This is a genomic window from Cuneatibacter caecimuris (genome assembly GCF_004216775.1).
Lineage (GTDB): Bacteria > Bacillota > Clostridia > Lachnospirales > Lachnospiraceae > Cuneatibacter > Cuneatibacter caecimuris.
Genome location: NZ_SGXF01000006.1, coordinates 1 through 21,008, shown reverse-complemented (window position 1 = coordinate 21,008; position 21,008 = coordinate 1). Strand labels below are relative to the sequence as shown.

Genomic DNA, 21,008 nt, shown 5'->3' with positions numbered 1-21,008 from the left:
CTCATCCCTCTATTCTATCATCATCTGATGCAGAATTTCCATGCACCCATAGCGTTCAGCTTCATCGGTACAGGAAGCCAGACTGCCGGATACATATTCTTCCAATTCTGAATAAGTATTTAAAAAAGGCGGGAGCTGTTCCAGCACTTTAGACATGACCGCCCTGGCCCTGAGCTTGGACATCTTTTTCAGATGGGCCTCCAGCTCTGTCCGAAGCTTTCCCCCGGCCTGCATCACATAAGCTTCATCAGCCTTATCCTTCCTGCCGTTTTCCTCCAGATCAATAAATAAGTTGTCTGAAAGAAGTTTGCTGATTCTGCTCAGCGAGCAGAAAATCTTGTCCAGCATCAGTCCGGGGATCAGCTTTTTATATGATTCTGACAATTCCTCAAGAACGGCGTCGCATTGGGAAAAGCTTTCATACAGCCGTTCCTGAACGCCTTCCAGGGGCAGGAAACCATCATAATAATCTTCGGGCACTTCCCGCCAGGTTCCTGTCCGGAACAGCGCCAAAATCTGTTCCAGCAGCCTGTGCACACAGCTTCGTTCCTCCACATCATACATCGCATAGGGGGATGAAAGGAAAATGACATACAAATCATTGACCAGCCCCTGCTCCAGCACAGCCAGATCCTGCAGATTGTTCAGTCTGTTAGTTCCCTTCTCCAGCTCTTTCCCAGCTGCTTCATATGACTCCCGGTCCAGAGAGCTGCTGTCAATATCCTTCAATTTTGCATAAATTCCGGCCAATTCCGGATCTGACTGCAGGGCATTTTCCGGCTCCTCTAAGAGGGCGCTGGTGCGGATCATATAGATCAGGTCGGATACTGTACGCTGCTCCGAGCCTGTATAAACGCTTAACCCATCCTGTACAATCTGCAGAAAACGCTGTTTCGTCATCCTCAAAGGAAGCTGTCCGATCACAGAGCTGATTTTATCGCGCATGATAATCCGGTCCTGATCGGACGTGATATACTGCATGATTTCCTGACGCAGCAGATCTTCAGAGTAAGGCGCGCCGGGCGCGCGGAATCTGTATTCCACCCGGTTCAGTACATATTCTTCCACAGCAAAACAGTCATAATAATAATTCAACCCCCGCACCTGCTTCATCAGACTTTCTCTCAGGTTGTCCGCCAAAACCACAGCCTGCTCCTGAGCCTCCCCGCAGATTCCGTCTCTGCAGGCGGTCTCCACCAGACGGCACAGCAGCTCCAGGCTTCCGCCGGCAGCAGAAGCAACATCAATCCCTTCTTTTTGCATTTCCACTGCAACTTCGTACAAGGTACAAAAGTTCATGGCCAGCCGCACAAAGGAAAGCCGGTTGGCTGTATTCATCATGCTGCTGCTAAAAAGCGCCAGTCCTGATTCCACATTTTTCCCCTTCTGCAGCTGCCTGATTATGGTTGATAATTCTGCCATTCTATTTTATCCTCTGTCATTTTTTTGTCTCAAAATGGTCTATGATACAGCGGCGCAGGAGATCCATCGCACGCACCACAGCCTGTTCCCGGATTTTATTCCGGTCCCCTTTAAAGCGGCACTCTTTCACCACCACCTGATCGTTCAAATAGCAGGAAATATAGACCAGCCCCACAGGTTTATCATCTGTTCCCCCATCAGGCCCCGCAATTCCTGTAATCGCCAGGGCTGCCAGGGAATCCGTCTCAAACACGCATCCTTTAGCCATTTCATGGGCAGTCTCTTCACTCACCGCGCCATATTTTTTCAGCGTATTTTTGTTTACGCCCAAAAGCTTGCGTTTCGCTTTATTGGAATAAGTAATAAAGCCTGATTTAAACACCTCGGATACGCCGGGAATATTGATCAGCCTGGCGGCCAGAAGGCCGCCGGTACAGGATTCCGCAGTGGTCAGCGTCAGCTCGTACTTTTTCAGCATATCCACCACAACCTGTTCCAGCGTATCCTGTTCTTTGGTCGTATAGATGTGATTGCCAAATCGGCTCTTCAGCTCCTTCACCACCGGTTTCATGAGCTTTTTCGCTTCATCTTCGCTCTGCGCCCGGGCCGTCACCCGCAGGTGCACTTCCCCTGTTTTCGCATAGGGAGCTATAGTGGGATTGTCCTGGCCGGCAATCATATCCTTGATCATGTCCTCCACCTTGCTCTCGCCCACGCCGCAAATCTTCACCATAGTGGAGCGGATGGTTTCAGGCTGTTTGGAACATAAATAAGGCTCCACTTTTTTTTCAAATAACGGAATCAGTTCCGCCGGCGGGCCGGGAAGAAGGACTATGGTTTTGCCGTCCTTTTCAAGAATCAGCCCCGGCGCGGTACCGTTATCATTATCCAGAACAACGGCGCCCTCCGGAACCAACGCCTGCTTCCAATTACTTTCCGTCACATTTTTCTGCTTCAGCTTAGCAAAATACTGCTTTAACAGCTCTTTTGTATGCGGGTCTTCCACCATAGGAAGGCCCAGGACCTTTGCGGCCGTCTCTTTTGTCAGATCATCCTCCGTAGGCCCCAGGCCGCCGCTGAGGATCAGAATATCGCTGCGGTTCAGGCCGGTGCGAATGGTTTCCGCCAGGCGCTCCTCGTTATCCCCTACCACCGACTGATAGTATACAGAAAGACCGGAAAGCGCGCATCTCTCTGAAAGATATTTCGCGTTGGTATTCAGGATATTGCCCAGCAAAAGCTCTGTCCCGACAAATATCAGTTCTACTGCCATCAATTGCTCCTTTCAGACAAAACAGACCGGTTATTCCAGATATAATCCACCAGGGAGATGATGGTCAGAATAACCGAAGCATAAATTAAAATCTGTTCCACTACATAAAAAAATGTTCCCGGTATATTGGCGATCAATACAATAACCATGGCCATCTGTACCGCAGTTTTCCATTTCCCCCAGATCCCGGCGGCGATCACAATGCCATTATCCGCTGCAACCAGCCGGAATCCGCTGATAATAAACTCCCTCGCAATGATGACCAGAACCACCCACAGGGGGATTCTGTCCAGAGATACGAAACAGATTAACGCAGAACAGACCAGCAGCTTGTCGGCCAGCGGGTCCATAAACTTTCCAAAATTTGTTACCATATGGTATTTTCTGGCGATTTTTCCATCCGCCAGATCTGTCAGGCTGGCCAGTATGAAAATCGCCAGCGCCGCATATCTCGCCACATCCTGGCTGATGAAGGTGACATCTTTACAGTCCATCATCAGAAATGCCACAAAAGGAACAATGAGTATGACCCTGATCAGGGTCAATTTATTCGGCAGATTCATGATATAATTCTCCAATCAAATCATATTCCAGAGCTCCTGTCACCCGTACCTGCACAAATGTACCGGAAACCAGCTCCTCCGGCGTCTGAATAAACAGATAGCCGTCCACCCCGGGAGCGTCCATATAAGTGCGGGCCACATAGGCGCGCTCCCCGGAAAGCTGCCCCTCTACCATCGCTTCCAGAACTTTTCCATTCATGGAAGCGCAGTGTTCTTCAGATATTTCCTGCTGCAGCTCCATGATTTCATCGCGCCAGAGGCATTTCCTTTCCTCCTCCACCTGATCAGAAAACCCCGCGGCAGGAGTATCTTCCTCAGCCGAGTATGTAAATACGCCCAGCCGTTCAAACTCCATTTCATCCACAAAACGCATCATCTCTTCATGATCTTCCTGGGTCTCTCCGGGAAAACCCGCGATCAGCGTAGTCCTCAGAGCGATATCCGGAATCTCCTCCCGCAGCCAGGCAATCGTCCTGCGCAGCTGCTCCTGCGTAGTCCTGCGCCCCATCCTTTTCAGGATGCGGTCAGACGCATGCTGTATGGGTATATCCAGATAATGACAGATCTTAGGTTCTTCTTTCATCACCTGGATCAGCTCTTCCGTAAGTTCTTCCGGATAACAATACTGTAACCGGATCCACTGGATTCCGGGAATCCGCACAAGTTTTTTCAGCAGCTGGGGCAGCCTTTTTTCTCCCCAGAGATCCACCCCATAGACGGTGGTCTCCTGGGCTACCAGAATCAGCTCCTTTACCCCTGCCTGGGCAAGCTGCCGCGCTTCTTCCAGAAGCTTCTCCTCCGGCACGCTGCGGTATGGTCCGCGTATGCTGGGAATAATGCAGTAGGTGCAGCGTTTATCACACCCTTCCGCAATCTTCAGGTAAGCGTAATGCCCCCCGGTTGTGACCACTCTGGCGCTCCCGGTATCCGGAAGCTCTTCTTTGGGATGGAAGATCACCGGCCTGTGCGCCGCCACAGCTTCCTCCACCAGGAGAGGGATCTCCTGGAGAGAAGATATTCCCAGAATCCCATCTACCTCCGGCATTTCCTTTAACACTTCTTCGCGGTATCGTTCCGCCATACATCCGGTGACCAGAAGAGCTCTGCATTTCCCTTCTTCTTTCTGGGCGGCCAGTTCCAGCACCGTATTGATGCTCTCTTCTTTGGCGTCACCGATGAAACAGCAGGTATTTACAATGATAACTTCCGCCTCTGCCTCATCGTCCGTAAACGTATGGCCGGCTTTTGCCAGAAGCCCCAGCATTTTCTCAGTGTCCACCAGGTTCTTGTCACAGCCCAGGGATACGAACAATATTTTCATACTTCTATCTCATCCTCGGAAATATCATCCTCGCCAACAATTCTAAGATCTTTGTGCCACAGTTCTTCCACAGCGATAGACAGCGGTTTTTGGTTGGAGGAATTCTCTACGCCTGTCGGCGCTCCGGCCACAAGCTGTCTCGCCCTCTTGGCGGTGGCAATTACAATGGAATAGCGGCTCTGGATCACGGGCTGTTCGTCCTCAGCCTCGCTGTTTACTACATCGATTAATTCAGTATAAGAAGGATGGATCATAGTTTTATTCTCCTTTCGAAAATGTGCTCAGTCCTGTTTTCATTTTTTCAATCAATTCCCTGCAGCGCCCGCTGGCCCCATGCTGACTCTGGATCAATCCGTGCAGCTCCCGGGCACAGGCGTCAACCCTGCCGTTTTCGTTAATGACAATATAGTCGTACCGCGGCATCAGGACAGCCTCCTCCGCCGCCTGAGACAGACGCTGCGCAATGACTTCATCCGTCTCCGTCCCTCTGGAGCTGAGCCTGGAATGAAGCTCCTCCGCGGACGGCGGGGTGATGAACACCAGCAGCGTGTCCGGATACTTCTCTTTCACCTGCAGCGCTCCCTGGGTTTCAATTTCCAGAATAACATCTTTCCCCTCTTTCATCTGAGAAAAAACATATTCCGCAGGAGTGCCGTAATAATGATTTACATATTTTGCGTATTCAATCAGCCGGCCTTTGCTGATCATCTCTTTAAATTCATCTTCTGTTTTAAAAAAGTATTCCCGGCCTTCTTCTTCTCCCGGCCTTGGTGCTCTGGAGGTAGCTGACACAGAAAGCGCATAGGTATCGCCATACAGCTCCATCAGCCGTTTCATCACGGTACCCTTGCCTGCTCCCGAAAAGCCGGACACCACAGTCAGAATTCCCTCACGCCTCATCACAGTCCCCCCTGGTCTCTTCTATTGTCTCGTTATCCCGGAAACGTCCGGCAATGGTTTCCGGCAGCAGTGCGGAAAGCACCGCATAGCCTCCATTTGTCATGATGATTGATTTTGTCTTGCGTCCCTGGGTGGCGTCCACCGCTGTCCCGTGATCTTTTGCGTTTTGCACCAGCCGCTTCATGGGAGCGGAGTCCGCTCTCGATACAGATATAATCTGATCTGAGTTAATATAATTGCCAAATCCGATATTGATAAACATGCCAGCCCTTCCCGTCACTCGATATTCTGGATCTGTTCACGCACTTTTTCAATCTCTGTTTTCAGGGCAATTGCCAGATCCGTCACCTGCTGGTCATTGGCCTTGGACAGAATTGTGTTGGCTTCCCGGTTCATCTCCTGCGCGATAAAATCCAGCTGCCTTCCGATGCTTCCCCCCTGTTTCAGCGCCTCGGACATATGGGAAATATGGCTTTTCAGACGTACTGTTTCCTCATCCACACAGATTTTGTCCGCGTACAGAATCACTTCTGCAGCGATTCTGCTTTCTTCCACCGTGGTATCTCCCAGCAGTTCAGTGACCTTTGCTTTCAGCTTATCATGATAAGCCCGAAGCACTTCCGGAGAACGGGCTTCCACGTGTTCCACAAGCGCCGCCATATTCGCCAGTTTTTCCAGCAGGTCTGTCTGAAGGTGGCTGCCCTCCAGCTCCCGGCTGCCCACAAATTTTTTCACTGCACACACCAGTGTTTCCCGCAGCTGCAAAAACAGCTCCTCATCATCCTCTGCGTTCTGTTCCATGGTAAATACTTCAGGCATCCTGGAAAGCCCGGAAACCTTTACATCATTTTCCACGCCCAATTCCTCTGTCATCCGGCGGAGGTATTTCAGATATTCCGCCGCCAGCGTACCATTATACTTCAGCGCTCCTGCTGCCTGGCCGTATTCCTCATAGGATATATACAGATCTACCTTGCCCCGCTGCACATCCTTTTTCAGAAGGCTGCGGATCTCCGATTCGAAACAGTTGAACCGGCGCGGCATCTTGATATTCAGATCCAGATACCTGTGATTCACCGCCTTCATTTCCACAGACAGCTTCCCGCAGGCATTTTCTGTCTCAAAACGCCCGAATCCCGTCATACTTTTCAACATTTCTTTCACTCGCTTCATCTTTATTCAGACTGTTTCCAATATTTGTCAAGAACAGCCTATATCTCATTTATTATAAGTCATTCATAATTGCAAGTCAAGAAAAAGCATGAAAAAGAATCTTTTAAAAAAGAATTCCGCTCACGGGATTCCCCGCCTGCGGCGTGCCGCTTTAGCGACGAAATCCTTACGCCGCAGTGTGATCCCCCGGAAGGTTTGTTGCATAGGGAACGCAGTTTCTTATGCAACAAAGTAACTTCCGGACAAGCGGAATACGCGCCGCCTGTCCGGAAGTCTTCATAACAATTTTTACAGTCTCGCATCAAACAGTCCGCAGAAACTGTCGATGGGGTCTTTTCCCGTGAATGCTTCCGGGCCTGATACCAGCGCTTCTGTCAGAGCGTCAAAAGTTGTCTCTTTTGTATCATACACATTGATATAGGTGCGCACCTGAGGAAGATCGGCAAGCATGGTGGGCTGTCCGCACCCTACAGCCACCACCGGCACTTCAAATACATACCAGGGAATTTCCCCGCCGCCTTTGGACATGCCAAAGCTGGGCCTTCCGCTTGGTACATCACACAGCGTAATAACCAGATCCATTTCAGAGACAAAATCCGCAATCGCATTTTTTCCTGCAAAATAAAGATTCAGATTCGGCTTTTCTCCCGCGGCGATCTGCTTCTTCATCTCCTCCAGCGGACTTTCATAGATAAATGCGTCAAACCCCTTTTCGCAAAGCTTTTGTTTCAGCAGTTCCGCCGCATTTCCGCTGCCCATGCCCATTGCTTTCATCAGCATGGACATAGAGCTTTCCGCACCCTTGATATGAACTATCATGATTTTATTGAATCGTTCCGGCGTCACAGGCAGTACGCCCATATCTTTATATTTCACCAGCGTCAGGCAGTCCTGGCTGATCGCTCTTTGCATATCCTTGTATTCCTGCCGTCCCAGCGCTGTATCCAGAACATTTTTTGCAGGAACCTGCTGTTCTTTTTTATGCAGCCCCAGATGGGCTTTCAGCCCAAGAACGCGTTCCAGCGCCTCCTGCATCCTCTCCTCTGAAATAATGCCGCTTCGGCAGGCTTCCAGCATGGTAGAAAAATCTTCTTCCGGATCATTGAAAAACAGGAACATATCGCAGCCTGCATTTATGGCGCGGGGAAGCATTTCTGCCCGCTTCATCCGGTCAGTCATCGCCACCATATGGGACGCGTCCGTTACGACCATGCCGTTAAAACCAAGTTTATCCCGAAGCAGCCCTTTCATGATTTCAGGGCTCAGCGTGGCCGGCATCATATCCTCTTCCTGCAGCTTCGGGTTGATTTCTTTGGCATAGGCAGGAAGCATAATATGACCTGCCATTACGGCGTCCAGCCCATTTTTAATCAGCTCTCGGTAAACCATACCATAAGTCCTGTCCCACTCTTCCACGCTGAAATAATTCACATTGTTGGAAAGATGGGCGTCCCGGAAATCCTGTCCGTTTCCTGGGAAATGCTTGGCTGCGCAGGCAAATCCCGGAATTGTGTGCGCCCCCTTCAAATATGCTGCGCTCATTCTGGCTACCAGCTCCGGATCGCTGCCAAATGCCCGGGTAGCCACTTCCGTATTCTGCCAGTTATAAAGAATATCACAGACCGGCGCGAAAGCCATATTGCAGCCCAGCGCCGCTGCCTCTTCATTTGCCATCTTTCCCAACGCCCAGGCATATTCATCCTTTCCTGTCGCGCCGATTTTGACACCGGAACCGATGTAAGTCCCATCCGCACAGGCCCCGTCCCCTCCGGCTTCTGTATTACAAGCGATGAATACCGGTATTTTTGCATATTTCTGCAGTATGCGGTTCTGTTCCTGCACCGTCTTTCCAGGAGCAGGATTATAGCGACATCCTCCTAAATGATACTTTTCCATCAGTTCTTTCAGGTATGCTTCCTCCTGAGACGCGGTCAGCTGAAAAAACAGCTGTCCCACTTTTTCCTCCATGCTCATGGACAGAATGGTCTCTTCCACCCATCTGCAGTCCTCTTCCTCCAGAAAATAAGGCCTGGCCTTTAAATCTACTGTCATATCCGCTCCTTTTAATTTTTAGGGATTTTGTTCAGCTGCGCGTTGAGAATGCAGACAGCATTTTCCGGAATGTTCTGTCCGCCGCCCATGCTCATGCCGGCTGTCATGGACATCATCTCCTCCAGGGTTTTATTCCCCACCATCATCAGCATCCCCTTCTTCAGCTTCATTCCTGTCATAGAAGCCAGCGCGTTCCTCAGTATCTCAAAGGCGTCCGGATCATTGGCGATGTCTTTGATTTTATCTCGGATAGAGAAGAATCCCTCCGGAAATTCCAGAACAGTAATATTTGACACTTCCTCAGGCGCCTGTTCGAACCAGTTCGCCACGCCGGACATGTCGTCGTCCTCCTCCATAGGCAGCGTATAGATCCCAGGCTTTTCCTTCACTTTTTCCAATGCGATACTGTCACAATAGCTGCCGGAGCAGGCCGTTACTGTGGTAAACCCATCTTCCAGAGGAACATTTTCAAAAATAAATACCTTATCTCCGGATCTGGATTCCACCAGTTTGCCTGCTGCGTAAAGGCTTACCTGAGGCTGATTGGAATATACCCGGACCGTTGCAGTTTCTCCGGCCCTCTGAGCATAGCGCCGCCCGCATACATGCACAAAAGGATCGCTGCTCCAGTATGCCTTGTACAAATAAAACGCATCTTTTTTAATTTTGCGGTCCATGGTTACTAGGCCCTTATTGTTCCTGCCGGCCACCCCGCCTTCATCCCGGGCTGCGCACCCGAAATCAAACATATTCCACACGTGGGCGCTCCAGATATATTCCCGCTCTGAAAGGATTTTCGCCATGTGTTCGTGATATTCCGCCTGATATGCTTCGGAATAATCGCGGCATCTGGGTTCGTCTGTCTGATAAGTGATGATTCCTTCCGCCCCATATTCGGACAGGCCGATGCACCGGTCCGGGTATTTGGCATGATACGAATCCAGCCAGACTTCGTTGGCGGTATATTCCCCGCCGTACCATCCGAAATAATGATTATAGCTCTCTATATCAGAGACCTGGTGCAGGCCGCTGTCCTGAGGCAGCATGGACACATGGGCAATCGTAGTCAGGCGGGTGGGGTCCAGGCTCTTTGCCAGCTCATGCAGATCTCTGTGATCCTCTACAATATGGTCTGTCCCGCCGCTGATGGTGATTTCATTTGACAGCCCCCAGAAACAAATAGAAGGATGGTTGTAATTCTGAATGATCAGATCCTGCATCTGCCGGCGGCAGTTTTCATGGGCCAGAGGGTCCTCATTTTGAGAACTGATAAACGGGATTTCCGCCCACACCACAAACCCATATTCATCACAGGCATTATAAAAATCCTCGCTGTGCTGGTAATGCGCCAGGCGGACTGTATTAGCGCCCACCTCATGGATCAGCGCAGCGTCCAGTTCATGATCTTCTTTTGTCAGGGCATTTCCCTGGTACAATTTATCCTGGTGCCTGGAAACGCCCCGCAGCATCATGGGCTTTCCATTGAGAATAAACCCTTTTTCAGGATCTATAGAAAAGCTTCTCACGCCGAATTTGGTGGTGATTTCATCCACTGTTTCATTCCTGCGCACCAGAGAGGCTATGCAGGTATACAAATAAGGATCTTCCACTCCCTGCCACAGATGAGCTTCCGGCAAAAATATCTGGCTGGAAGGTTCTGACGAAGGCCGCCAGCTTTCCGCCACCTCCCTGCTGTCAGCGTCCAGAATCTGATAGCGCACCGTATAGTTTTCATCCCCATTCTGCACCCAGGACTGCAGGTGCACCAGCGCTCCGCCGTCCTTTACCTCCGGCGTTACCGCCAGGCCGGGAGTTCCGCAGTATTCCAGGTCAAAATGTACGTGCGGCACAATAATCAGGTTCACGCCCCGGTATAAACCGCCGTAGAAAGTAAAATCCGCCATCTGAGGATAGATATTGGATCTCTCGCTGTTATCCACACTGATTGCCAGCAGATTTTCCCCGTTCTCATTCAGGGCGTCTGTCACATCCACACGGAATCTGGAAAAACCGCCTTCGTGGCTGATCATTTCCTGCCCGTTCATATAAACTGTTCCTGACAGCGCTGCGGCCAGAACTTCCACATACACTCTGTCTCCTTCCACTAACGCAGGAGTCTCGAATTTTTTAACATACCAGCAGTTGCCCCTGTAATAGGAACCTTTTCCGTCATGACCGTCCACGGCATTCCAGGTATGGGGCAGGGAAATTTGTTCCCAGTGGTCCGGGCAGGAGGAAGGGAGCCCTGCATCTTCTCTGATAAAACGCCAGTCTTCATTGAAACATTGAACAATTCTCATTAAATCTCTCCTTTACTTTCATAGTCTCTCTGTATTTAAAATAATTATAACCTGCGTCTTCCGGATACGTAAATCAATATTATCAAGTTTTTCTGGTTACATAGGAAACTGCTTTCCCTATGCAACAAAAACCTCCGGGGGATGCGTACTGCGGCGTCAGGATATAACTTTATTTTGGGCAAAAAAATTACTGTTAATTACAAAATTTGTTCTATGTTGTATTTCTGCCTTCTTTCTGCTAAAATATAAATATTATGCCGTTTATACGGAGTTAAAGGAGAGAAATTATGGCTTTAGACGGAATTGTAATCGCCAGCCTGGCCGATGAATTTTCCCGCTGTCTGATTGGCGGCAGAATTTCCCGGATCGCCCAGCCGGAACCGGACGAACTGCTGCTGACTGTTAAGGCAGGCAGGGATACTTATAAACTGCTGCTCTCTGCCAGCGCGGGGCTTCCCCTGGCTTATTTTACTGAAAACACTTTTTCCAACCCGGCCACTGCGCCAAATTTCTGTATGCTGCTGCGCAAGCATATCGGCAACGGAAGGATTTTAAGCGTCAGGCAGCCCGGTCTGGAAAGGATTCTGGACATAGAGGTGGAACATCTGGATGAATTGGGAGACCTGCAAAAAAAACATCTGATCATTGAGCTGATGGGAAAACACAGCAACATCATATTCTGTGAAGAAGGCGACCGGATCATCGACAGCATCAAACATGTTTCCGCCCAGATGAGCTCCGTCAGAGAGGTGCTGCCCGGACGCCAGTGGTTTATTCCGGACACCATGCATAAATTGAACCCGCTGGAATTGCCGGAAACAGAAATACGTTCCGCTCTTGCATCCTGTTCCCGCCCCGGCCACAAAGCCTTTTACACCCTGTTTACCGGGATCAGCCCCGCCATATCCGAGGAGGTGCTGTTCCGTGCCGGAATTGACGGTGCGGTTCCCTGCAGCGAACTGGATGAACTGAGCCTTACCCATCTGGCACATACTTTTTTCCTTTTGCTGGACGAGGTAAAATCCGGGCAGTTTTTCCCTTCTGTCTATTACCTCGGACAGGAACCCGTGGAGTTTTCCAGCCTTCAGCTGTCCTCTCTTACGGAATGTGCCAGAACAGACTTTGACAGCCCCAGCCGCATGCTGGAACAGTTTTATGCAGAGAAAAATCAGGCTGTGCGGATCCGGCAGAAATCCGCGGAGCTTCGAAAAGTTGTTCAGACTTTGCTGGAAAGAAGCCGCAAAAAATATGATCTTCAGGAAAAGCAGCTGAAGGATACGGAAAAAAGGGATAAGTACCGGCTGTACGGCGAGCTTCTCACCACCTACGGCTATCAGCTTCCGGCCGGGGAAAGAGAGGCCAAAGTGGTGAATTTTTACGATAATCAGGAAATCACCATTCCATTGGACGATACGATGTCCCCTCTGGATAACGCCAAACGCTATTATGAAAAATACAGCAAGCAGAAACGCACCTGTGAAGCGCTCACCGGCCACCTTCAGGAAACCGGCGATGAAATTTCCCATCTGGAATCCATTGCAGCTTCTATTGATATGGCTCAAAACCCGGACGACCTGGTACAGATCAAAGAAGAACTGATTCAGTGCGGATATATGCGCCGCCATGTCCAAACAAAAGGGAGGCAGAAAGTCAAACTTTCCAGCCGCCCCTGGCATTATCTGTCTTCAGACGGCTTTGATATCTATGTGGGCCGCAACAACCTGCAGAATGAGGAACTGACCTTTAAGTTTGCGGAAGGGAAAGACCTCTGGTTTCACGCCAAGAAAATCCCCGGCTCTCATGTGATTGTGAAAACCGGCGGCCGTGGGTTTGAGATTCCTGACCGCACCTGCGAAGAGGCCGCTTCTCTGGCTGCTTATTACTCCCAGGGCAGGAATGCCGAAAAGGTGGAGATTGATTATATTGATAAAAAACAGGTGAAAAAACCCGCCGGCGGGAAGCCGGGGTTCGTCATCTATCACAGCAATTATTCTATGGTGGCGGCTCCTGATATCAGCGGGCCGACGCTTCTTGAAGAATAAATTGCAGGGAGGGGAATGCTGAAGAAAATTAATCTATTTTTAGAGCAGAAAGCAAAAGAGGCTGTCTATTTCCTGACAGCCCCTTCTGCTTTGGTTGTACAAATCCATCTTCAAACATCGTTTACAATACTCTCAGCCTGCCCACGCGCTCCTCTGATTCCGGATTGTTTTTCTCCCGGCGGTTCTTCGCCAGACAGACTGTAAAATCCACTATGTAATAGGTCAGAAGGCCTACTCCAAGCACCATTCCTGCCTGAGGAGGGATAAGGCCGACAACTCCATGCACAAATTTATCCAGCGCATAAAAGAAGAATATTCCTAAAAATCCCCAGCCAATGCTGCTCTCCAGGCAGATTATCCCTTTATAGTTGAAACGTTTTTTACTGTAATCCCACCAGAAGGAACCAAACAACCGGATCATCACATGAGCTGTCACCAGTTCCATCGTGGTTGCAAGAGCCATACTGGCAAAATACAGCAGCACCAAATTTCCTGCCAGCGGCTTCAGGAACAGATAAGCTCCCAGCGCCCCGAAACTGTAAATGATACAGAACGGACCGTGGACAAAACCTCTGTCCAAAACCAGCCTTCGGTTTTCCATACTCAAAACAATACATTCCAAAATATAGCCAAAAATACTGAAAGCAAAAAACCAATTTAAAAAGTAGAAAAAATTCATTCCTAATATCATAAAAGCAACTCCTTATGACCTTCCTGCCGCCAGGCGTATCACACGCCTCTGTACACCGCCCTGCACCCGCTTCCCAACTTCAGCGATACTGCAGTATTTATCTGCATACATCAAAACAAATCCTTCCCGGCTCTTGGGCGGAATTACTGTCAGCGGCCACATGTGTTTCAGAATCATATCCCGTTCTTTATCTGTCAGGGTAAAGTGTTCCTGCGCATTATTCATCGCAACCCGGGGATGTGTAAAACCATGAAAATGATTCCCCGTTTCTTTCGCAACAGTATGCCAGTCGTAGAGAAATAAATCATGAAGCAGCCCCGCTCTCGCAGCGGCTCTGCTGTCCAGCCCATACAGCCTGCAGATCCGATAACTGAGATAGGAAACCTGAACACAGTGTTCCAGGCAGGTTGTATGCCCATGCTGAATATACTGGTTCATGGATTGAAATACTGAACTGTCCAGAATATCTTCCACACAGCTGATATATTCCTGATCCTGGAATGAGTTCCTGTGCACCATCCAGGATGCATCTGATACCCAGCGCTGCAGCTGGCGCTTCATAATTTTGGTTCGAAATTTATTCTGTCCCATATCATCATCCTTTCGAATGTATTATACAGGAGATACTACAAAAGGTCAAAGGGTTTTTTTTAGAAATATTTTATAATTTTCTCTTACAAATTCTTAAATTTATATTGCGGCAGGCAAACCCATGGAACGCGACAGGTTCAGATCATTTTTCTGCGCAGCGTTTCCAGAAAGCTCACCCGGCTGAGTTTGATCAGGCGGGTAATACAATTTGCTTTTGTAATCTCCACCAGATCTCCCGGAAAAAGCCGGATCGGCCCGTCCCCGTCAAATGTGGCCAGGCATTCCAGATCCGGATACTTCATCTCTCCCACAGTTTCCACAGATATTTTAACACTGTCGGGCAGCACGATGCTGCGGGCATTCAGAGAGTGGGAACAGACCGGCGTCAGTACAAAAAGAGAAGCCTGGGGAGAGACCACCGGCCCGCCGGCCGACATATTGTAGGCGGTGGAACCTGTAGGAGTACTGGTGATCAGCGCATCGGCCAGATAATCATTAAGGGGCTCTCCGTCCACCATCACATGATAATGGAGGACACAAAGCCGCCCGCTGCGGGAAATTACAATATCATTGAGCGCTACGTCTTCCCGCAAAAGCGCTCCATCCCGGTAAATTCTGCCGCAAAGCATCATGCGCTTCTCAAGATAAAACCGGTTTTCCAAAAGGCAGTCAAGGGTTTGCTCAATCGATAAGAGGTCCACCTCAGCCAGATATCCCAGGGTCCCCATATTGATGCCCAGCAGGGGATAATCCGTATGTACCAGGTCTCTGGCCGCCTGAATCAGCGTTCCGTCGCCCCCCAATACAATCACACATTCCGTTTCAGGGGGGATTTCTGCGGGATCAGTATACCGGTAAGAAGCCTTCTGTTCCGCGCAGCCGCTGCAACAGACGCAAACAGCGCCTTTTTTTTTCAGATAATCCCTGACTCGCGCGGTCACTTTACCTTCTCTGTCCTTTTCTCTGTTTATAATCAGGAAAAAATGCTTCATTTGTTATCCTCTTATCCTTGCAGCGCCTGATGGGATTCCTCCACCAGAGCCGCCGTGTCAAAGTCCGGTCCCTCTGTCTCACCGGCATTTTTCTGAAGATGCAGCAGATATTCAATATTGCCTTCCGGGCCTTTAATGGGAGAATAAGTCAGATGAAGCAGCCCAAACCCAAGGCTTCTGGCATGGTCCATCACTGCCTCGATCACTTCACGATGCACTGCCTTGTCTCTCACCACGCCCTTTTTGCCCACCTTCTCCCTGCCCGCTTCAAACTGCGGCTTAATCAGGCAGACAATCTGTCCCTGCTCCGTGAGCAGCTCCCGGACCGGCCCCAGAACCTTTGTCAGAGAAATAAAGGAAACGTCTATGGAAGCAAATCCCACAGCCACGCCAATATCCTCCGGCGTCACATATCTGATATTCGTCCGCTCCATGCAGACCACCTTCGGGTCGTTGCGCAGTTTCCAGTCCAGCTGTCCGTGGCCCACGTCTACAGCGAACACCTGTACCGCGCCGTTCTGGAGCATACAATCCGTAAATCCTCCGGTAGAAGCCCCCACATCCATACAGACCAGGCCATCCAGGGTCAGGCCGAATTCCTTCATGGCCTTTTCCAGTTTTAATCCCCCCCTGCTCACATATGGCAGAGCATTTCCCCGCACTTCAATATCGGACTCCGCGTCAAAAGAAGCGCCGGCCTTATCTTCCTTCTGCCCGTTCACATAGACCAGCCCGGCCATAATGACTGCCTTTGCCTTTTCCCGGGAAGCTGCCAGGCCCCGGCTGCACAGCAGCACGTCCAGTCGTTCCTTCATTCCATTTCTCCTTTGACTTCTGTTATCCGGCGCATAATGCTTCCGGCGTCAATCCCGTTTTCTTCCCGCAGAATCATCACGTTTCCATGTTCCACATATGCGTCAGGAAGCGCAATCTGCAGCACCTTCACTTTTAATCCCTCTTGCGACAGCCAGGCGGCAATCTGTTCTCCCAGTCCGCCGATATGCACATTTTCTTCCATTGTCACCAACAGCCTGCTGTTCATTGCCAGCCTTCTTACTGTATCTTTATCAAAAGGCTTGGCAAAACGGAGATTTACTACAAAAGAACCTTTTCCCTGCTCCAGCATACGTCTGTGTACCTCCATGGCGGTCTCCACCATACTGCCGACTGCAAGGAAAGCAATGTCTCCGCCCTCTTCCAGCACTTCCGCTCTGCCGTACTCCACGGGAGCGCGGTATTCTTCCAATTCCATACAGGCCGGTCCCCGTGGATATCTGACTGCAGCAGGACCCTCCAGCTCCAGGGCCAGCTTCATAAATTCTCCCAGCTCCCAGCCATTTTTGGGCGCCATCACCGTCAGGTTCGGAATCTGGGTGAGATAGGATAAGTCAAAAATACCCTGGTGGGTTTCTCCGTCGCAGCCTACCAGCCCCGCCCGGTCTACAGCAAACAATACCGGAAGGTTCTGGATGCAGACATCATGCAGAATCTGATCAAACCCTCTCTGAAGGAAAGAAGAATATACGGCAAAAACAGGACGCAGGCCCGCAGCAGCCATTCCGGCAGCAAAAGTAACCGCATGGCCTTCTGCAATTCCCACATCAAAAAATCTTTTTGGATATTTCTGCGCAAATCTGGATAACCCTGTCCCGCCCGGCATTGCAGCCGTAACTGCAACTATCCTTTCATCCTCGGCCGCCAGGCGGCAGATCTGATCGGAAAATACATCCGTATAATCCGGCTGACGTTTTTGTTCCTTTGGCTTTCCGGTGCTGACATGAAACGGCGATACGCCGTGGAATTTGCTGGGATTCATCTCCGCGGGACGGTAACCTTTCCCCTTTTTCGTCAGCACATGGACCAGCACCGCATGGCGCACCTTTTTCGCTTCCTGAAAAACCTGCATCATCTGCTGAATATTATGCCCATCCACAGGGCCCAGATAGGTAATCCCCATTTCTTCGAAAAACATGCCCGGAATCAAAAGCTGTTTAATACTGCTTTTCGTCTGCTTCAGCCTGTATACCAGCGCGTCACCCAGCACCGGAATGCGGGAAAGGGCAGAACTGAGCCCTTCTTTAAAATCATTATATCCGGTATTTGTTCTCAGGCCGGTGAGATAGCGGGAAATACCCCCTACATTTTCAGAAATTGACATATTATTGTCGTTCAGCACAATAATAAAGTTTGTTTTCAGCGTGGCCGCATTATTCATCGCTTCATAAGCCATGCCGCCCGTCATGGAGCCGTCTCCGATCACAGAAACCACAGAATGCTTCTGCTGCATCAGATCCCTGGCGCAGACCAGGCCCAGGCCTGCAGAAATAGACGTAGAACTGTGCCCTGTATCAAAAGCGTCACAATCGCTCTCTCTCCGCTTCGGAAATCCGCTGATTCCACCATGCTGGCGCAGCATGCCGAAATCCTCTTTTCTTCCTGTCAATAGCTTGTGGGTATAGGCCTGATGGCCCACATCCCAGATCAGCTTGTCCTCCGGCAGGTCAAAAGCCAGGTGCAGGGCCATGGTCAATTCCACCACGCCCAGATTGGACGCCAGATGCCCGCCGGTCTCGCTGATTTTCTCAATCAGGAAACTACGGATTTCTTCTGCCAGCAGCCCAAATTCTTCGGGCTGCAGCTTCTTTATATCATTAGGTTTTTTAATTTTTTCTAATACCATCACGATTCACAGCCTTATTTTTCTCTCGTAATTAAATTCATAATTAATTCTTTGAGAAATTCATTTTTTACCGGAAGACCGTCCAGTTCCCGGATCGCTTCTTCTGACAGTTCACGCACTTTTTCCGCCGCTTCTGCCAGGCCGTACAACGTCACGTACGTTATTTTTTGATTGCGTTCATCACTGTGAACAGGTTTACCCAAGGTTTCCAGATTGCTGGTCACATCCAGGATATCGTCTCTGATCTGAAATGCCATGCCCACATTCCGGGCAATGTTCTCCAAACGCGCAGTCTGTTCTTCAGAGGCTCCCGCCAGGATTCCGCCGATCATCATGGAAGCTTCCAGCAGAGCTCCTGTTTTCAGCCGGTAAATAAATTCCAGCTGTTCTCCGTCCATCTGCTTTCCCGTCAGTTCCACATCTGCAGTCTGTCCGCCGATCATTCCATAAATGCCGGTTTTAGACGCCAGAACCCGAATGGCTTCCCCCACCCGGCCCGGGTTTGATGTTTTAGAAAAAGCGCCGGCCGCTGTCTCAAAAGCATAAATCATCAGCGCGTCGCCCGCAAGGGTTCCCATGTCTTCCCCAAATTTGGACCATGTAGTGGGCTTTCCCCGCCTGTACAGGTCGTTATCCATGCAGGGAAGATCATCATGAACCAGGGAAGAGGTATGAATCATTTCAATTGCGGCCATCAGGAAACGGATCTCCGGCCCGCTTCCTCCAAACATGGAATATACTTCCCGCATGATCAGCGGGCGCAGCCTTTTCCCTCCGGCCAGCAGGCTGTAATTGAGGGCTTCAAAAATCGTTTTCTGATAACCCGTCTCTTCCGGCAGAAATTCTGCCAGAATCCCTTCTACGGAACTCACCCTGTTTTTCAGCTCTTCCTCAAACACATTCTGTTCCATCCACAACCTCACTCTTCCACCAGTATCTGTATTTTCTGTTCTACTCTGGCTATCTGGTCATTACTGTCCTTCAGAAGCCGAAGACCCGCTTCATAATCTGCAAACGCATCTTCCAGCGACTGCTCTCCAGATTCCATCCGGCGGATAATTTCCTCCACCTTTTCAAAGTTTTCCTCTATCTTCATCTGTAAGCTCCTTTGACAATATCCGCGCTTCTGCTGTTCCATCCTTCATGCGCACTACGATCCTGTCCCCATCTTTCAGATCTCCGATCCGGCGGACTGTGCTGCCGTCGCGGCTCACATAGGCATACCCTCCCGTCAGCCTGGATAAGGGGGAAAGGCCGGACATTTTTTCCGCCTGCAGCTCCAGCCTGTGCCTCATGCGCTGCACTTTCTGATCCATCAGCGTATCCAGGGCGGTCCTCAGATCCGCGGATCTCAGCTTCTGCTGGTCCAGTTTTCTGCCCGGATGCTGAAGCTTCAGCCGAAGCGCCAGTTCTTTAGATCTGGCAATATTCCTCTGCAGCGCGGCCTCCAGCCTGCGGATCATTCTCTGATCGCATTCCTGCAGACGCTCAATAAACTGCCGGTAATCAAATACCGCCAGTTCTGCCGCCGCCGAAGGTGTCGGGGCCCTCAGGTCCGCCACATAGTCTGTAATTGTCACATCCGTTTCATGTCCCACTGCAGAAATCACAGGCGTCTCACAGGCAAACACCGCCCTGGCCACAACTTCTTCGTTAAAGGCCCACAGATCCTCCATGGAGCCTCCTCCCCGGCCTACGATCATACAGTCCATTCCCAGGGAATCCATTCTGGCAATCCCTGCCGCAATGCTCTCCGGAGCCTGTTCTCCCTGAACCAGCACCGGCTGGAGAAACAGCTGCACATAAGGATTGCGCCGCCTGCTGATCTGCATAATATCCTGGATCGCCGCCCCAGAAGATGCGGTCACGATCCCTATTCTCATCCCGTATCGGGGGATTTTTTGTTTATAGCAGGAATCAAACATGCCCATCTCTTCCAGCCGCAGCTTCATCTCTTCAAACCGCCGGTAGAGGTCTCCCACCCCTGCTCTGTTAATTTCTGACGCGTAAAGCTGATATTTTCCGTCCCGCTCATAGACATTGACAGAGCCTCTGGCCACAACCTGCTGTCCTTCCGCCAGCCGGAAATTCAGGCTTCTGGCATTTCCCGCAAACATCACGCAGGCCAGAGCGCTGCGCTCATCCTTCAAAGTAAAATAAATGTGTCCCGTAGGATGATATTTACAGTTAGAGACTTCCCCCTGAATCGAGATCTGATTCAAAGCGAAGTCCTGTGTGAACATATTTTTAATATAAGAATTGACCTGGGCTACCGTATAAATACTTCCCGCCATGTCCTACTCCTGACCGTCCAGCCCCTCTGCCTTCAGCAGCTTTGCCAGAATTCCGTTTACGAACTGAGGAGATTCATCCCCGCCGAATTTTTTCGCCAGCTCTACCGCTTCATTGATAGAAACCTTTACAGGAACCTCTTCATCATAGAGCATCTCGTACAGAGCCAGACGGACCACTGCCAGGTCCACCCGGTTAAAACGGTTCAGACGCCAGCCTTCTGTGGATGCGGTAATCTTCTCATCCAATTCCGGCACTTTCGCCAAAATTTCTTTTGCCTTGCCCGTCAGCAGAGCCTGCTCCGCCTCGGTGACATCCTCTGCTGATTTCCAGTAGCGCTCAATCTGGCCGTCCATTTCCTCTGCAGGATAAAAAGGCAGATGAAAAACAATTTTAAATACATGCTCACGCATGGCACGTCTTGTCATATCGTGAAAATCCTCACTTCCTCAACTTCTGTTTCTTTTAAACAAACTCCCATGAATGATAAAGAATCCCGCTCGCGGGATTCCCCGTCTGCGGCATGTCGCTTTAGCGACGTAATTCCTTACGCCGCAGTGCGATCCCCCGGTGGGTTTGTTACATAGGGAACGCAGTTTCCTATGTAAGAATAAAGAGTCCGGCTCGCCGGACTCTCGCGCCGAAGCGCGGTCGCTTTAGCGGCCATATTTCCCCGGCGCGTAGTGCGCATCCCCCGGAGGGTCATGTTGCATAGG

General features: G+C 50.2%; 20 protein-coding genes. 1 reads left to right on the top strand and 19 read right to left on the bottom strand.

The annotated features are described in order from the left end of the window. Nucleotides 1–9: 9 nt before the first annotated feature. The 10 genes from EV209_RS12870 to EV209_RS12825 form a co-directional block, all read right to left on the bottom strand. Complete coding sequence (locus tag EV209_RS12870; RefSeq protein WP_130435881.1) at nucleotides 10–1,422, bottom strand: hypothetical protein; 1,413 nt, start codon at nucleotides 1,420–1,422, stop codon at nucleotides 10–12. Between the two features lie 16 nt (nucleotides 1,423–1,438). Then, nucleotides 1,439–2,695 carry a competence/damage-inducible protein A gene (locus EV209_RS12865; RefSeq protein WP_130435880.1) on the bottom strand — a complete coding sequence of 419 codons (1,257 nt, stop codon included), beginning with the start codon at nucleotides 2,693–2,695 and terminating at the stop codon, nucleotides 1,439–1,441. After that, the gene (pgsA, locus tag EV209_RS12860; protein WP_130435879.1) at nucleotides 2,695–3,258 is read right to left on the bottom strand and encodes a CDP-diacylglycerol--glycerol-3-phosphate 3-phosphatidyltransferase; all 564 of its coding nucleotides are present in this window, start codon (nucleotides 3,256–3,258) and stop codon (nucleotides 2,695–2,697) included. The genes EV209_RS12865 and pgsA overlap by 1 nt, the downstream gene beginning before the upstream one ends. Beyond that, nucleotides 3,242–4,579, bottom strand: coding sequence for a 30S ribosomal protein S12 methylthiotransferase RimO (gene rimO, locus EV209_RS12855; RefSeq protein ID WP_130435878.1), 1,338 nt, complete (start codon nucleotides 4,577–4,579; stop codon nucleotides 3,242–3,244). Before rimO ends, pgsA begins: the two co-directional genes overlap by 17 nt. After that, nucleotides 4,576–4,833 carry a DNA-directed RNA polymerase subunit omega gene (gene rpoZ / locus EV209_RS12850; protein WP_130435877.1) on the bottom strand — a complete coding sequence of 86 codons (258 nt, stop codon included), beginning with the start codon at nucleotides 4,831–4,833 and terminating at the stop codon, nucleotides 4,576–4,578. Before rpoZ ends, rimO begins: the two co-directional genes overlap by 4 nt. 4 nt (nucleotides 4,834–4,837) lie before the next feature. Then, nucleotides 4,838–5,479, bottom strand: coding sequence for a guanylate kinase (gene gmk, locus EV209_RS12845; RefSeq protein ID WP_130435876.1), 642 nt, complete (start codon nucleotides 5,477–5,479; stop codon nucleotides 4,838–4,840). Continuing rightward, complete coding sequence (locus tag EV209_RS12840; protein ID WP_130435875.1) at nucleotides 5,469–5,741, bottom strand: DUF370 domain-containing protein; 273 nt, start codon at nucleotides 5,739–5,741, stop codon at nucleotides 5,469–5,471. Before EV209_RS12840 ends, gmk begins: the two co-directional genes overlap by 11 nt. A gap of 14 nt (nucleotides 5,742–5,755) precedes the next feature. Next, nucleotides 5,756–6,634 carry a YicC/YloC family endoribonuclease gene (locus tag EV209_RS12835; RefSeq protein WP_130436052.1) on the bottom strand — a complete coding sequence of 293 codons (879 nt, stop codon included), beginning with the start codon at nucleotides 6,632–6,634 and terminating at the stop codon, nucleotides 5,756–5,758. A gap of 306 nt (nucleotides 6,635–6,940) precedes the next feature. Continuing rightward, the gene (locus EV209_RS12830; protein WP_130435874.1) at nucleotides 6,941–8,704 is read right to left on the bottom strand and encodes a glycoside hydrolase family 3 protein; all 1,764 of its coding nucleotides are present in this window, start codon (nucleotides 8,702–8,704) and stop codon (nucleotides 6,941–6,943) included. An 11-nt stretch (nucleotides 8,705–8,715) separates the two neighbouring features. Beyond that, nucleotides 8,716–11,004, bottom strand: coding sequence for a glycoside hydrolase family 2 protein (locus EV209_RS12825; protein WP_130435873.1), 2,289 nt, complete (start codon nucleotides 11,002–11,004; stop codon nucleotides 8,716–8,718). A 287-nt stretch (nucleotides 11,005–11,291) separates the two neighbouring features. On the opposite strand from EV209_RS12825, the gene EV209_RS12820 reads away from it, so the two are divergent. Continuing rightward, nucleotides 11,292–13,046: an Rqc2 family fibronectin-binding protein gene (locus tag EV209_RS12820; protein WP_130435872.1), complete on the top strand. Its 1,755-nt coding sequence runs from the start codon at nucleotides 11,292–11,294 to the stop codon at nucleotides 13,044–13,046. Nucleotides 13,047–13,167: 121 nt separating this feature from the next. Here the strand turns inward: EV209_RS12820 and EV209_RS12815 are convergent, their stop codons facing one another. From EV209_RS12815 to nusB, 9 genes are all read right to left on the bottom strand, one after another. Beyond that, nucleotides 13,168–13,725 (bottom strand): putative ABC transporter permease, encoded by a 558-nt coding sequence (locus EV209_RS12815; RefSeq protein ID WP_130436051.1) that lies wholly within the window; start codon nucleotides 13,723–13,725, stop codon nucleotides 13,168–13,170. Nucleotides 13,726–13,749: 24 nt separating this feature from the next. Next, a complete protein-coding gene (locus tag EV209_RS12810) occupies nucleotides 13,750–14,256 on the bottom strand; it encodes an HD domain-containing protein (protein WP_130436050.1) in 507 nt (168 codons plus the stop codon). Nucleotides 14,257–14,465: 209 nt separating this feature from the next. Next, nucleotides 14,466–15,320: an NAD(+)/NADH kinase gene (locus EV209_RS12805; protein WP_130435871.1), complete on the bottom strand. Its 855-nt coding sequence runs from the start codon at nucleotides 15,318–15,320 to the stop codon at nucleotides 14,466–14,468. 11 nt (nucleotides 15,321–15,331) lie between these two features. Further along, nucleotides 15,332–16,135 carry a TlyA family RNA methyltransferase gene (locus EV209_RS12800; protein ID WP_130435870.1) on the bottom strand — a complete coding sequence of 268 codons (804 nt, stop codon included), beginning with the start codon at nucleotides 16,133–16,135 and terminating at the stop codon, nucleotides 15,332–15,334. Beyond that, nucleotides 16,132–18,000 carry a 1-deoxy-D-xylulose-5-phosphate synthase gene (gene dxs, locus EV209_RS12795; RefSeq protein ID WP_130436049.1) on the bottom strand — a complete coding sequence of 623 codons (1,869 nt, stop codon included), beginning with the start codon at nucleotides 17,998–18,000 and terminating at the stop codon, nucleotides 16,132–16,134. The genes EV209_RS12800 and dxs overlap by 4 nt, the downstream gene beginning before the upstream one ends. Nucleotides 18,001–18,014: 14 nt before the next feature. Next, complete coding sequence (locus EV209_RS12790) at nucleotides 18,015–18,911, bottom strand: polyprenyl synthetase family protein (RefSeq protein ID WP_130435869.1); 897 nt, start codon at nucleotides 18,909–18,911, stop codon at nucleotides 18,015–18,017. Between the two features lie 8 nt (nucleotides 18,912–18,919). Beyond that, nucleotides 18,920–19,096, bottom strand: a complete 177-nt coding sequence (xseB, locus tag EV209_RS12785) for an exodeoxyribonuclease VII small subunit (RefSeq protein ID WP_130435868.1) — start codon at nucleotides 19,094–19,096, stop codon at nucleotides 18,920–18,922. Further along, the gene (gene xseA, locus EV209_RS12780) at nucleotides 19,074–20,294 is read right to left on the bottom strand and encodes an exodeoxyribonuclease VII large subunit (protein ID WP_130435867.1); all 1,221 of its coding nucleotides are present in this window, start codon (nucleotides 20,292–20,294) and stop codon (nucleotides 19,074–19,076) included. Before xseA ends, xseB begins: the two co-directional genes overlap by 23 nt. Nucleotides 20,295–20,297: 3 nt before the next feature. Further along, a complete protein-coding gene (gene nusB, locus EV209_RS12775; protein WP_130435866.1) occupies nucleotides 20,298–20,720 on the bottom strand; it encodes a transcription antitermination factor NusB in 423 nt (140 codons plus the stop codon). Nucleotides 20,721–21,008 lie beyond the last annotated feature (288 nt).